The sequence below is a fragment of the Nitrobacter sp. Nb-311A genome (assembly GCF_000152905.1).
GTDB lineage: Bacteria > Pseudomonadota > Alphaproteobacteria > Rhizobiales > Xanthobacteraceae > Nitrobacter.
Map to the genome: position 1 here is coordinate 43,527 of NZ_CH672420.1, position 12,103 is coordinate 55,629.

Annotated in this window: 12 protein-coding genes; 6 read left to right on the plus strand and 6 right to left on the minus strand. The window is 60.6% G+C overall.

The window, feature by feature from the left end; all coding sequences use genetic code 11:
* Positions 1 to 68 precede the first annotated feature (68 nt).
* Entirely contained in the window at positions 69 to 746 is a 678-nt protein-coding gene (gene aat, locus NB311A_RS16120) for a leucyl/phenylalanyl-tRNA--protein transferase (protein WP_009799702.1), read from the plus strand.
* Positions 747 to 783: 37 nt separating this feature from the next.
* On the opposite strand, the gene NB311A_RS16125 is transcribed toward aat, so the two are convergent.
* Positions 784 to 1,701, minus strand: a complete 918-nt coding sequence (locus NB311A_RS16125) for a DUF2155 domain-containing protein (RefSeq protein WP_040675735.1) — start codon at positions 1,699 to 1,701, stop codon at positions 784 to 786.
* 310 nt (positions 1,702 to 2,011) lie between these two features.
* On the opposite strand from NB311A_RS16125, the gene NB311A_RS16130 reads away from it, so the two are divergent.
* The gene (locus tag NB311A_RS16130; RefSeq protein WP_040675652.1) at positions 2,012 to 3,763 is read left to right on the plus strand and encodes a FecR domain-containing protein; all 1,752 of its coding nucleotides are present in this window, start codon (positions 2,012 to 2,014) and stop codon (positions 3,761 to 3,763) included.
* Between the two features lie 54 nt (positions 3,764 to 3,817).
* Here NB311A_RS16130 and NB311A_RS16135 read toward each other — a convergent pair whose 3' ends face one another.
* The gene (locus tag NB311A_RS16135; RefSeq protein ID WP_009799705.1) at positions 3,818 to 4,228 is read right to left on the minus strand and encodes an NADH:ubiquinone oxidoreductase subunit NDUFA12; all 411 of its coding nucleotides are present in this window, start codon (positions 4,226 to 4,228) and stop codon (positions 3,818 to 3,820) included.
* 266 nt (positions 4,229 to 4,494) lie between these two features.
* Here NB311A_RS16135 and NB311A_RS16140 point away from each other — a divergent pair, with 266 nt between their 5' ends.
* Positions 4,495 to 4,776 carry a GNAT family N-acetyltransferase gene (locus NB311A_RS16140; RefSeq protein WP_009799706.1) on the plus strand — a complete coding sequence of 94 codons (282 nt, stop codon included), beginning with the start codon at positions 4,495 to 4,497 and terminating at the stop codon, positions 4,774 to 4,776.
* A gap of 324 nt (positions 4,777 to 5,100) precedes the next feature.
* Here NB311A_RS16140 and NB311A_RS16145 read toward each other — a convergent pair whose 3' ends face one another.
* Positions 5,101 to 5,475 carry a DUF3597 domain-containing protein gene (locus tag NB311A_RS16145; RefSeq protein ID WP_009799708.1) on the minus strand — a complete coding sequence of 125 codons (375 nt, stop codon included), beginning with the start codon at positions 5,473 to 5,475 and terminating at the stop codon, positions 5,101 to 5,103.
* 415 nt (positions 5,476 to 5,890) lie between these two features.
* Here NB311A_RS16145 and NB311A_RS16150 point away from each other — a divergent pair, with 415 nt between their 5' ends.
* The 3 genes from NB311A_RS16150 (at position 5,891) to NB311A_RS16160 (ending at position 9,658) form a co-directional block, all read left to right on the plus strand.
* Entirely contained in the window at positions 5,891 to 6,820 is a 930-nt protein-coding gene (locus NB311A_RS16150; RefSeq protein WP_040675656.1) for a DUF2189 domain-containing protein, read from the plus strand.
* A 275-nt stretch (positions 6,821 to 7,095) separates the two neighbouring features.
* Positions 7,096 to 8,529: a methylenetetrahydrofolate--tRNA-(uracil(54)-C(5))-methyltransferase (FADH(2)-oxidizing) TrmFO gene (gene trmFO / locus NB311A_RS16155; RefSeq protein ID WP_009799710.1), complete on the plus strand. Its 1,434-nt coding sequence runs from the start codon at positions 7,096 to 7,098 to the stop codon at positions 8,527 to 8,529.
* Positions 8,530 to 8,557: 28 nt separating this feature from the next.
* Positions 8,558 to 9,658: a serine/threonine protein kinase gene (locus NB311A_RS16160; RefSeq protein WP_009799711.1), complete on the plus strand. Its 1,101-nt coding sequence runs from the start codon at positions 8,558 to 8,560 to the stop codon at positions 9,656 to 9,658.
* Between the two features lie 5 nt (positions 9,659 to 9,663).
* Here NB311A_RS16160 and NB311A_RS16165 read toward each other — a convergent pair whose 3' ends face one another.
* The 3 genes from NB311A_RS16165 to secF all read right to left on the minus strand — a co-directional run bounded on the left by NB311A_RS16165 (position 9,664) and on the right by secF (position 12,089).
* Positions 9,664 to 10,521 carry a phytoene/squalene synthase family protein gene (locus NB311A_RS16165; RefSeq protein ID WP_040675738.1) on the minus strand — a complete coding sequence of 286 codons (858 nt, stop codon included), beginning with the start codon at positions 10,519 to 10,521 and terminating at the stop codon, positions 9,664 to 9,666.
* A gap of 144 nt (positions 10,522 to 10,665) precedes the next feature.
* Positions 10,666 to 11,052 carry an Mth938-like domain-containing protein gene (locus NB311A_RS16170; protein ID WP_009799713.1) on the minus strand — a complete coding sequence of 129 codons (387 nt, stop codon included), beginning with the start codon at positions 11,050 to 11,052 and terminating at the stop codon, positions 10,666 to 10,668.
* A complete protein-coding gene (secF, locus tag NB311A_RS16175; RefSeq protein WP_009799714.1) occupies positions 11,049 to 12,089 on the minus strand; it encodes a protein translocase subunit SecF in 1,041 nt (346 codons plus the stop codon). The genes NB311A_RS16170 and secF overlap by 4 nt, the downstream gene beginning before the upstream one ends.
* Positions 12,090 to 12,103: the final 14 nt, after the last annotated feature.

The window sequence follows — 12,103 nt, forward strand, 5'->3', positions numbered from 1 at the left end:
ATTCAGAATCACAGAGCTTTAGCAGATTATCGGCGCAGAAGCCTTGCGCCTCTGCTATAAGATACGGGATGTCCCGCGAGACCGCCTCGTCCGAGATCACGCCTGAGTTGCTGCTGCGCGCCTATGCCTGCGGTATTTTTCCGATGGCGGAAAGCGTCGATGATCCGACGCTCTTCTGGGTCGAGCCGAAGATGCGCGGTGTCATTCCACTCGAAAGCTTTCGAGTCCCGTCGCGGCTCGCGCGCACCGTCCGATCCGACAGTTTCACCGTGACGATCGATACAGCCTTCGACGAGGTAATCAACGGTTGCGCCGCGCCACAACCAGGACGCGACAATACCTGGATCAATCATCGTATTCGCGAACTCTATATCGGCCTGCACGAACTTGGCCACTGTCACAGTGTCGAGGTCTGGCAAAATGATGAACTCGCGGGGGGCCTCTATGGCGTCAGGCTCGGTCGCGCGTTTTTTGGGGAGAGCATGTTCCATGTCGTGCGGGACGCATCGAAGGTCGCGCTCGTGCATCTGGTCGCCCGATTGATCGCGGGAGGCTTCGTCTTGCTCGACACGCAGTTCGTGACCGACCATCTGCGGGGGTTCGGCGCAATCGAAATCCCGCGCCGGCGTTACCGGGCGTTATTGGACGTTGCGCTGGAAGGCCACGCCGATTTCGGGGCGTTGCCGCTTGACCGGCCGGTGCCGGGCGCGGAAGCGCTCAGGTCCATCGCCCGCGGCCATTCTTAAAGTCCTGAAGCGCGAGCAGAGAGGCGAAACACACCCGCTACCTTTGGAAGGGCGGAAAGAAAGGATTGCTCTGCGGCTGCCGCTGCGGCGGAGGTGATGGCGCCGGTTGCGCCGACGGCGCCGCCTGACGCGGCTGACGGGTGGATTGCCGCGATCGCCTGGCTGGCGGCGGCGGTTTCGGCTGATCCGGCTGCGCGGCGATAACGGTCGTCTCCGGATCCTTGCAGTCGGTCAACCAGACGTCATAGATCGGATGCTCAACGCCATGCAGGCCAGGGCTCGCCGCGAACATCCAGCCGGAGAAAATCCGCTTCACCTCGCCCTGAAGCGTGATCTCATCGACCTCGACGAAGGCGTCTGTATTAGCGGCTTCGGTCGCGGGACGCGTGTAGCAAGCGTCGGTCTTTACCCGCAGCGCGCCGAACTGCACGGTTTCTCCGATATCCTCATCGAAATGGATGATGCGGCCGGTGATCTTGTCGAGGCCGGAAAATACAGCCTTCTTGTTGATGACCTTTTCGGCCGGTGCCTCGGTGACGACCTCGTCGCCGGGTTGCAGCGTGGCCGGCGTCGGCGGAGCCGGTCGCGCGGAGTTATGATCGGAAGTCTGAGGGGGTGAAAGCGGCGCAACGGCCACGCCACCTGGAGCATTCTGCGGAACCATGGTTGTTCCGGGCGGCGGCGGCAACGGCTGGGATTGAACCGGACCAGGCGGCGGAGCACCCTGACCCGGCGCTGGATGCATCGGCGCCGGAAGCACCCGTCCCTGCGGCAAGTCGGGCACCTCTTCCTCATCGTCCTCGGGCGCGACCTGCCCATGTGGAATGGAGCCCGGCGGACGCGGCGGAGAGTCCGAAAAAATATTGCCAATTTGAGCACGCGCTGAAGGCGCGGCAATAACGAGTGCGACGCCCGCAAAAACCGCACAACCGGCTATAACAATAATTCGAAACATCATGCGCGGCTTTGTAGGGCTCGAATCAGGGCCGGACCATTGTACAGGGATTTAAGGCTCCAAGCCGCTCGCAACATCCGGTTAACACGTCGATTGCGGCGGGGAAAGGGCGGCCTGCTCCGCGTCCACTGACCGCTGCGGCAATGCTTTCTTCGACCCAGTGACGTCATGCGTGGCGTGGATTTACAGCAACAGATATGATCAATCGCTCACGGACGGCGTTTTGGTGGACGATCTGGGGTTGGCGCATACGGACTATTCAAGCGTATACTTATCCTGGATTTGTCAGTTTTGAGTATCGGGAATTGCCATGAGCCGGGCGGGGGGCCTTTGTATCGCGATGTCGGGGGCTGCGCTGGCGCTGGGGGGCGCGGCGGCGCAGGCTCAGCAGGTCGGCACCGCATCGGCCGTGAATCCTGCCGCAACCGCCAACCTGAAAACCATCGTCATCGGCCAGTCGATCGCCCACAAGGAGCGCATCCAGACCAAGTCCAGCGGCTCGGTGCAGCTGTTGTTCCTCGACAAGACCTCGATGACGATCGGTCCGAACAGCGACCTCACAATCGATGAATACGTCTATGACCCGAACGCCAACACCGGCAAGCTGGCGGCAACTCTCGGCAAGGGCGCGCTGCGTTTCGTAGGTGGCCAGATCAGCCATAACGGAGATGCGGAGATTAAATCCGCGTCGGCCTTGATCGGCATTCGTGGCGGCGTGATGATGACGGATGGCAAGGGCGGCATCTATTCCGGCTATGGCACAATGACCGTCACATCCGGCGGCCGGACCGTCACGCTGGGCGCCGGCGAATTCACCCAGACGCAAACAGGCGCCCCCCCAACGCTACCCGGCCTGCCGCCACCAGGGTTCGTGCAGCAGCAGATCGCGATCTTCCAAAGCGCCGCCGGTCAAACGGGGGGCGTGCGCGCAAGCGCGGCATCCGCAAAGAATATTGCGGCGGCCGCGCAAAGAGCGACGGGATCATCCAGTGGGCTGGTGACCGGATCTGGCGCTCCTCCCGCACCCGCTCCGCCCCCTATTGTCGAGCAACTCAGCGCAATCACGTCAGCCTTCACGCAGTCGATCCAGATTTCCAATCAGGCAGAGGCGGTGGAGCAGATCGCGCAAGACCGGTCGCCCGGTAACGACCACCCTCCGCCGACAAATAATATCCCCCTGCCCGAAGCACGGCCGTCGGTGACGCTGAGCGGATATGTCGGCGGACTGGACGTCATCCCTGATAACGATAATCCAATCAGACCGGTAAGCGGTACATCTGAAATCACGCTCGACGCCGCCAACAATCGCGTCGAGGGAAAGCTGGACATATACGCATACGACAAGAGCAATCCATTCACGCAGCTTGCCGGTACGATTCATGCGCTGTTCCAGTTCGGCTCGAAAGGATCGAGCGGCCCGGCCAACAGCGCCTATGTGGATTACAACAATTTCTATGCGAACACGCCCGACAACTCCGTCGTCAACGGCGTACCGATCAAAGGCGTGATGGTGTCAGCCAACGGCGTCGCCTCCGACCAGATCGTCACCGACGCAATTCCGAACCTGACGCCCTGTCAGTGTGACTATACGCGCTGGGGTTTCTGGCAGATCGAAGCGACAAGCGCTGACACGAACACCACGGAGCAAACTCCGCGCGAATTCCTCGTTGGCACCTGGGTCGCCGGCCGGCCCGTGGGCAGTATCGGCGATGTACCCACGACAGGCACTGCAACCTATACCGGCCATGTCATCGCCAATGTGAATAATGCGGGTTTCGTCGCGGGCGGCTTCTCCAACGCGGTCGATTTCGGAGCGCGAACAGGTGCGGTGAACGTGACCAATCTCGACAACACCAACTATTCCGGCACCGTGAACTTCAACACCGACCCGCGCAATTTCGGCGGCACGCTCAATGGCGATACTGGCAGCCGTCAAATGGCCATCGACGGCAGTTTCTTCCAGGGCGTTCACAGCCCGGTCGGAGAGATGGGCGGACGCGTCGGAATCTCCGGCGCCGGCGGCTATCTCGGCAGCGGAATCTTCGCGGCCACCAAACAGTGACACCGCCTGCTCGCACGTTCGTGCAGCGCCCCGCGTAACCTGATACGGATGTTTCTACTGTCCCGGTGTCCAGGGCTGGTAATCGCCGGTTGCCTTCGGACGACGGCCGCTCGCCAGCGTCGAGCCGGCGGGCCGATAAGCTACCGGCGTCCCGGTCATGTTCGGTACATGGGGCTTCTGCCATTCGCGCGGCTGATAGTTCTCTTTGGTGGGTGGAACATCCACGACGTGGTGAATCCAGCCATGCCATTCAGGCGGAATGCGGCTGGCTTCCGTATAGCCATTGTAGACCACCCAGCGCCGCTCGAAACCAAGCGTCGGGTCGATCTTTCCACCGCGTGTCCGGTAATAGGAGTTGCCCTCGCCGTCTTTGCCGACCAGTTCGCCAAATCGCCAGGTCCAAAGCTGCGTGCCAAAGGTCTGGCTATTCCACCAGGTAAAGAGTTTGAGGAAAAACTGCTTCATTGCCGCAAATCCGCCACAGGAGCTTCACGGACACCCTCCGCTAGGGTCGCACCCCGTCAAGGTTTGATGCCATCCCGCTGAGGGCTTGTCCAGCCAACCGCGGCCAAATAGTGCGACCTGGCCGCACCCGGAGCAGCGCCGGACGGGCGTCATTCCCGATGCCAATGGGCGCAGCGATGACAAAGCCGTAAGGATTCTACGGCGGTTGACTGGCCCACGAAAACTTTGAATGTTGCCTTTCAGGCAAAGAGAACAAAGGCTGCGAAATGTCCGAAGTCGTCAACAACATGGCAAAACATCGCTACGAACTCGAAGTAGACGGGCACGTTGCCGCAACCTACTACCGATTTCTTGACGGGGTCCTTGTCTTCACACACACCCAGGTGCCGCCCGAACTTGAGGGTAAGGGCATCGGCTCAGAACTGGTGAAGGGAGCGTTGGATCAGGTGCGCGCGGATAAATTCCGCGCCAGCGCTCAATGCCCCTTCGTGAAAGCGTGGCTCGACAAGCACCCGGATTATGCCGACCTGCTGAGGCCGAATTTGTGAAAAGGCGCAAAGCCTCGTTTTGAAGAACGGTGCTCAAGTCGGTTCCGGATCTCGTGATCCGGCGACTTGCGAGAATGCGGCCGTTAGCCGTTTTGAACTGGAGTCGCAGGTGGCGTCGCTTTTGCGAACCATCGCGTTGCGCCAGGCGCAGCCCGCTGCGGATTCGTAGCCGCTTATCTCGACAGGCATCCGAAAGAAGCAGACAGTAGCGTGAGACCGCATCAAACATTGCGTTCGCGGCCTCATTCAAACTACAAACGCCTTGCTTCATCGAGACAGCGTGTGTCGTCGCGGAACTTCCCGAACGCGTGCTCTTTTATCACATCAGGGCTTCATGTCGGGCGGTAGCTTACCCCCGTTGGCTGCGAGTTGAGCCATCATTTGTTTATGCAACCAGACGTTCATCGCCGCGGAATCATTGATGTCGCCGGGGTATTTCAAGTCCTTCGCCAGCTCCTTGCGAGCGCTCAAACTGGAGTCCACATCAAGCGCCTTCATCAGATCAACGATCGAGGTCCGCCATGCTAGCTTTTCCTTCTTGGCGGCGACGGCCTTGTCGAGAATGGCCGCGACATCGACGCTCTTCGTCGTCGAACCGTCCGACGAAGGCGCAGCACCACTACCTGCCTCGCCTGCTGGTGTTGCCGCTTCGGCGTGAGTGCCGAAGATGGCGCCCATGATCTTTCCGAATATGCTCATCGTGCCGCTCCCATTTATTCAGATCTCGTCCCGGATCCGGAGTGGAACTTTCGCGTCCGTGTCCGCCGATAACTTCAAAGAGTAACCGCCTCGCCGCGGCTTGCCAATGCAGCCAACGGCCCGCCGCCGGCGAAGTATTCAGCCGCCCGCTTGTACCCGAGCCTTTACATTTCGCGGCAACCGCAAACTTCACCTAAGCGGTCGAACCAACGCGCGGCATACCGATGGCGCAAAAAAAATTCACTCAACCGTGAGCAACCAAAATCCCTGATCTGAATTAGAATGACCTTACAGGTCGCGGCAAGACCAGGTTGGTTGCCCTCGCGTCTGGTCTTGATCGTGATCGTTTCCGAAGGGGCGAACTCGCGCCTTCCGGCGGTCAGAGATCGGACCCCGCGAAAGGGAGACAACGAACATGGCCACCTCTTATCCCGTTGACGTCACGTCACACTCGGGAATGGCCGGCGCAGACAGACCAGTGGTCCGTCACATCGGCCTACCCGACCTGCTCGATGCATTGCGGCTGGGCTGGGAAGACTTCAAGGCTGTCCCCAGCCACGCCATCGTCCTTTGCGTTATCTATCCCATAATCGGAATTCTGCTGTGGAGAATGGTCCTTGGCTATTCGGTCTTGCCGATGCTGGTTCCGATCGCCGCCGGCTTTGCTCTCATCGGGCCGTTTGCGGCACTTGGACTTTATGAACTGAGCTATCGCCGCGAACTCGGCATGGAAGCGTCCGCCTGGCACGCATTCCGCGTGTTGCGGGCGCCATCGTTTGGCTCGATGCTTGGACTGGGCGCGCTGTTGTTTGTTATTTTTGTCGCTTGGGTGGCAACGGCGCACGCGATCTACGTGTCCACCTACGGCAACACTCCGGCATCGGCAATTCCTGACTTCCTTACGCAGGTCTTCACCACGTCCGAGGGCTGGCGTATGATCATGACCGGCGTCGGCGTCGGATTCCTGTTCGCAGCCGTTGCCTTGTGCATCAGCTTTGTTTCATTCCCGCTGATGCTTCATCAACACGCCGACATGAGCGATGCGATGCTGACGTCCATGCGCGTGGTGGCGAAGAATCCAATTGCGGCTGCGGAATGGGGTCTGATCGTCGCTATCCTGCTGACGCTCGGGTCGATTCCCTTCTTCCTCGGTCTCACGATCATCATGCCGCTGCTCGGTCATGCGACGTGGCATCTCTATCGCAAGGCGATCGAGAGTCCTTTGACGTCGTCAGCGCATGAGCCTCCGGAAACGGAGAAGGAAAAACGCTACGCGGCCGATTTCCCGTCCGTCTTGTTCCCGCCTTACGGGCGCAAGCACCGGTTCTTCGATAGTTCGGATTGATGAAAGACGCTCGTTCTCGCAAAGGCTGTCCCGGTATCAGGAGCTTTGAACTCTCTCTCTGCTAACCGGGACAGCCACGGCGTCTCCAATCCTTCAAGCCCGGTTCCCCGCAAGCGGAGGTCCGGACTTGAATGCGGATGCGGGTCATCAACCATAGCAAGCGTCGGACCAGCAGGAATCCCGGATTGGGGAGGCGGATCGGAACGAGAATGCCGTCGCCATTACTCGCGCTAACGCGTTCCTTTTGACTGAAAAACGCGCTACCCCTCCGTTCCATGACTCACTTTGAACCTTCCCGCGCTACCGTCCATATCATCGGCGCCGGCCTGGCCGGCTCGGAAGCAGCCTGGCAGGTCGCAGGTCGGGGCGTTCGAGTGATTCTGCACGAAATGCGTCCGCACCGGATGACTGAGGCGCACCGGACCAGCGGCCTGGCGGAGCTGGTCTGTTCGAATTCGTTCCGATCCGACGATGCTTCCAACAATGCGGTCGGACTCTTACATGCCGAGATGCGCCGGCTGGAGTCGCTGATCATGCGTTGCGCCGATACTCATCAGGTTCCGGCAGGCGGCGCGCTCGCAGTGGATCGCGACGGCTTTTCGGCTGCCGTCACCGAAGCTCTCGAAGATCATCCGCTGATCGAGATTGACCGGGCCGAGATCGACGGCCTGCCGCCCGCTGACTGGAGCAACGTCATCGTCGCCACGGGTCCCCTCACCTCGGCCCCCCTCGCCGCTGCGATCCGCGCCTTGACCGACGAATCCGCGCTCGCCTTTTTCGACGCGATCGCACCCATCGTCCATCGCGACTCCATCGATATGTCGAAAGCCTGGTTTCAGTCCCGTTATGACAAGGCTGGTCCTGGCGGCAGCGGCGCCGATTACATCAATTGTCCGCTGACCGAGACGCAGTATCACGCTTTCGTGGACGCGCTGCTTGAGGGCGAGAAGGTCGACTTCAAAGACTGGGAGACCGATACCCCGTATTTCAACGGCTGCCTACCGATCGAGGTCATGGCTGAACGCGGCCGCGAAACTCTGCGCTACGGTCCGATGAAACCGGTGGGTCTTACCAATCCGCACGATCCCACCACCAAGCCCTACGCCGTCGTCCAGTTACGCCAGGACAACAAGCTGGGAACGCTTTACAATATCGTGGGCTTTCAGACCAAACTGAAGCATAGCGCGCAGACGCGTATCTTCCGCACCATTCCGGGCCTTGAGAACGCGGAATTCGCCCGCCTCGGCGGTTTGCATCGCAACACATTCCTGAACTCGCCAAAACTCCTCGACAACCGGTTGCGACTGCGTGCCGAGCCGCGGCTGCGCTTTGCGGGACAGATGACCGGATGCGAAGGTTACGTGGAATCCGCCGCAATCGGCTTGATCGCCGGACTTTATGCCGCGGCTGATGCACGGACCCACACGCTTGAAGTCCCGCCGCAGACGACGGCGCTGGGGGCGCTGCTCGGCCACATCACGGGCGGCCACATCGAAACTATTGATGCGGGACCCCGCTCGTTCCAGCCGATGAACATCAATTTCGGATTGTTTCCGCCGCTCGCCAATCCACCCAACAAGGCGCCTGACGGCACGCGCCTGCGCGGCAACGAAAAGGCAATCGCAAAAAAGCAGGTAATCTGCGCGCGCGCGCTGTCGGATCTCGATCGCTGGATCGCCGATGCACTTCATCCGGCAGTTGCGGCATAGGTTCAACACACCATCTCCAGGATCATTCATGCCCCTTCCGACGCAGGATGCAGCATTCCTGTCCACGAGCTGGACCGAAGGAGTCTTGCTGAAGCGCGACGTGTTTTCGACCGTGGAGCGCGGGCGTCTTCGGATGACGTCCGGCGAGATCAACGCGGTGTTGCGGCGGCTGGATCAGGTGCCCTGGTGGTCATATCCCGTGGCGAGGCATTTGTTCGAGCGGGAACGCAAGGCGCTGACGCTCGCTCGTGGTCTCGACGTCGGTCCAGAACTTTTGTGGAGCGGGCGCAGCGCATTGGTGCGAGGCTTCATCGATGGTGTGGCGCTGCATCTCGCCAGGCCCCATGGCGACCTATCCTATTTTCGGTCAGCCAAGGCAGCGCTTCGCAAGCTGCATCGCGCGGGCATCTGCCACAACGATCTTGCCAAGGAACAGAACTGGCTGCGCGGCAGCGACGGCAATGCCTACCTGACGGACTTCCAACTCGCCGCGTGCTTCAAACGGCGATCGCGTCTGTTTCGTATCGCAGCTTACGAAGACCTGCGGCATCTTCTCAAACACAAGCGCACTTATGCGTCCGACGCCCTGACGCCACGCGAGCGCAAGTTACTTGAGCGCAAGTCGGTCATCGCGCGCGCGTGGCTGATGACCGGCAAGAAAGTCTACAAGGCCATCACGCGCGGCCTGTTCAATTTCACCGACCGCGAAGGTGGCGGCCGACGTCTCGTCAACGACGCTCCTGTTCTGATCGCGCGCATCAGGGAGAATCCTGCGGTACGTGATGCCGCCATCGTTGCCTTCGCGGACCGCCGCAGCGGCGTCGGACTTTACGCCTTTGTCGAGGCAGATCTGCCCGGACTCGAAGCGCGGTTACGCTCCATTCTCGCCGCTGCAAACGAGCCGAAGCCTCCCGAGCACATCCAGGTCATTCCGCGTCTTCCACGAGGCGCCGACGGCAAGGTGCGCACTGAGATCCTGCAACTCATCGCCATGAATCAGATCGATCTGATTGAGCCATTGATCACAAGTCCGGAAGACCGTGAATTCTTCCGCGATACCCTGGGTAGCCGGAAAAATCTTCGAGACCGCTTCAATTTTGAATCGCGCGATCAGGCGCTGCCTTCCTGACCCGTTCAAACGCTAAACGGCCGAGTGCGCGATGCCCGCCACATCGTCCACAGGATACGCAGCCGCGATACGGGCCGCGGCACAAAGGGATTGATGTCAGTGTCGCCAGCGTTCAATGCGCGACGCACAAGCGCGAGCGGAAGATAGACACCGCGGGACTGCGGCGGCAGGTCGGGTAGCAGACCGAACGCCACCTCCAGATGCGATCGCGCTTCATCGGCCAGTCCGCCAATTGCAGCGCGAACTGAAGACGTGTCCTGCCCCGCGAACACCTGTTCCAGATCGGCGCTGTGCTGCTCCAGCAACTGCAGCGGCACATACGATTGCCGCCGCGAAGCATCGAAACCGAACTTAGCGATAGTTTGAGCGATGCCGGCCGCGAGACCCGCGTGTCGCGCCAGATGATCCGTTTCTTCCGATCGCTGTCCGACCACGCGCGAGGCAAGCGAAAACAGCGCGCACGATGTATCGCCGAGATATCGTTCAAACGCTGCCATGTCCGGCATCGGATCGTTGTAAAGATCGAACTGATGCGCCTCGATCAGTCGTGACAACAGCTCGACCGGCAGACCATGCTCCTGGATCGCGAGCAAAAGTTCTGCCGCGACCGGATTACCTTCAACGCCGCCGCGCCCGGCGCCGTCGATCATATCGATCCACCATTGCAAGCGGATTTCGCCCGGCAACGGCTGGGTGATCTGCTCTCGTATCCTGACGATCTCCACGTTGAAAGCATAAAGCGCCAGCAGCGCACGGCGGAATCGGAGCGGTGCGAACAAAGTCGTTGCATAGTTGGCAAAGTCGTGGGTGCGCACCAGTTCCGCGCAGAACGCAGCGGACGTGTTCTCCTTGGTACCGTTCATGACACCGCGATCACGCGCCCCATGGAGCATATAGACATAGCGCTTACCACCGTACGGCGATGAGCCAGGTCAGCCAGTGCCGATGATGAGGCAATCATGGAACGGCTATCAGCGCCGTCAGGCGCTGCCTCGACCTCGCGTTTATCATGGTACGGCTATCAGCGCCGCCGCGACCCTGCGCCGCTCTCCCAGCATGATGTTGTAAGTCCGGATCGCCGGCCCCGTGAGCATGGTGTCCACTCCGATGTTAACGCGGCGCAGGGCGGCGCGCAGCTCGGGGGGAACGGGCCAGACGTCTGTTCCTGTACCGATCAGCAACGTATCAATGTCAGCTGACCCCTTGAACACGCGCGCCAGCGCATGACGATCGATGTCCTCCGCCCGCGTAATGGGCCACGCCCAGACGCCGTCCGGGAGGCAAAGCAGGGAACCGCGATGCGACATGGTATCGAAGCGAAAGCCACCGTTGCCATAGGCCTCGATTACGGCCGGCCGCGGAAGATGCGGCGCGTCCGGCGGGTCGGCACTCACAGCTTGGCTAACTTCTGCGGCTTGGCTGGCTTCTGCGGTTTGGCCGGCTTTTCCTCAACCTCGGCGCGGTTCTCGCCGACGCCCAGATAGATCAAAATCGGGGCCGCGATAAAGATCGAGGTGTAGGTGCCGACCAGCACGACGCCGAACGTCATCACCGCAGTGAAGCTGTGTATAGCCGGTCCGCCGAACAGCAGCAAAGCGAGCAGCGCGAGGGTCACCGTGGCGTGAGTGATGATCGAGCGCGAAAGCGTCGAATTGATCGATTCATTGAGCAGGTCGGGCATCGGCATTTTCTTGTAGCGCCGCAGCATCTCGCGGATTCGGTCATAAATGACGACGGTGTCGTTGAGCGAGTAGCCGAGAATGGTGAGAAGCGCCGCAATACTGGTGAGATCGAAGTCGACCTGCGAAATCGACATGAAGCCGATGGTCAGCACGATGTCATGGACGTTTGCGACCATGGCGCCGAGCGCGAACTGCCACTCGAACCGGAACCAGAGATACATCAGAATGCCGAGGATCGCCAGCATCAGTCCGACCATGCCGTAAGCAAGGAGTTCGCCAGACACGCGCGGTCCGACGACCTCGACCCGGCGGTAGTTGACGCTATCGCCCAGCGCGCCGCGCACCTTCTGCACCGCCGCCTGCTGCGCGGCGTCTCCGCCCGGCTGCTCGGCAACGCGGATCAGCACCTCGGTCGGCCCGCCGAACTGTTGAAGCTGAACCTCGCCCAGATCGAGCTTGCTCAGCGTCGTGCGCATGCTTGCGATGTCAGCCTCGCCCGACTTGGCCTGCACCTCGAGCAGCGTACCGCCCTTGAAGTCGATGCCGAAGTTCAAGCCGTGTGTGAAGAACAATGCGATCGCGACGATCGAAAGCACGGCGGAAATCGGAAAGCTGATGCGGCGGAATCGTGTGAAATCGAAATGCGTGTCATCCGGAACGATCCGCAACGAAGGCAGCAAGCCGAAACAACTGACGATGGTCAGTACGACGATGAGGGCACCGAGCCCGAGTAAAATCCATTGGGTCACAGCCGGCTCCGCAT

What these genes read in the sequence shown, in the direction of transcription:
- aat (WP_009799702.1), top strand. Translation starts at nt 69, where the DNA reads ATGTCCCGCGAGACCGCCTCGTCCGAGATCACGCCTGAGTTGCTGCTG.
- NB311A_RS16125 (WP_040675735.1), bottom strand. Translation starts at nt 1,701, where the DNA reads ATGTTTCGAATTATTGTTATAGCCGGTTGTGCGGTTTTTGCGGGCGTC.
- NB311A_RS16130 (WP_040675652.1), top strand. Translation starts at nt 2,012, where the DNA reads ATGAGCCGGGCGGGGGGCCTTTGTATCGCGATGTCGGGGGCTGCGCTG.
- NB311A_RS16135 (WP_009799705.1), bottom strand. Translation starts at nt 4,228, where the DNA reads ATGAAGCAGTTTTTCCTCAAACTCTTTACCTGGTGGAATAGCCAGACC.
- NB311A_RS16140 (WP_009799706.1), top strand. Translation starts at nt 4,495, where the DNA reads ATGTCCGAAGTCGTCAACAACATGGCAAAACATCGCTACGAACTCGAA.
- NB311A_RS16145 (WP_009799708.1), bottom strand. Translation starts at nt 5,475, where the DNA reads ATGAGCATATTCGGAAAGATCATGGGCGCCATCTTCGGCACTCACGCC.
- NB311A_RS16150 (WP_040675656.1), top strand. Translation starts at nt 5,891, where the DNA reads ATGGCCACCTCTTATCCCGTTGACGTCACGTCACACTCGGGAATGGCC.
- trmFO (WP_009799710.1), top strand. Translation starts at nt 7,096, where the DNA reads ATGACTCACTTTGAACCTTCCCGCGCTACCGTCCATATCATCGGCGCC.
- NB311A_RS16160 (WP_009799711.1), top strand. Translation starts at nt 8,558, where the DNA reads ATGCCCCTTCCGACGCAGGATGCAGCATTCCTGTCCACGAGCTGGACC.
- NB311A_RS16165 (WP_040675738.1), bottom strand. Translation starts at nt 10,521, where the DNA reads ATGAACGGTACCAAGGAGAACACGTCCGCTGCGTTCTGCGCGGAACTG.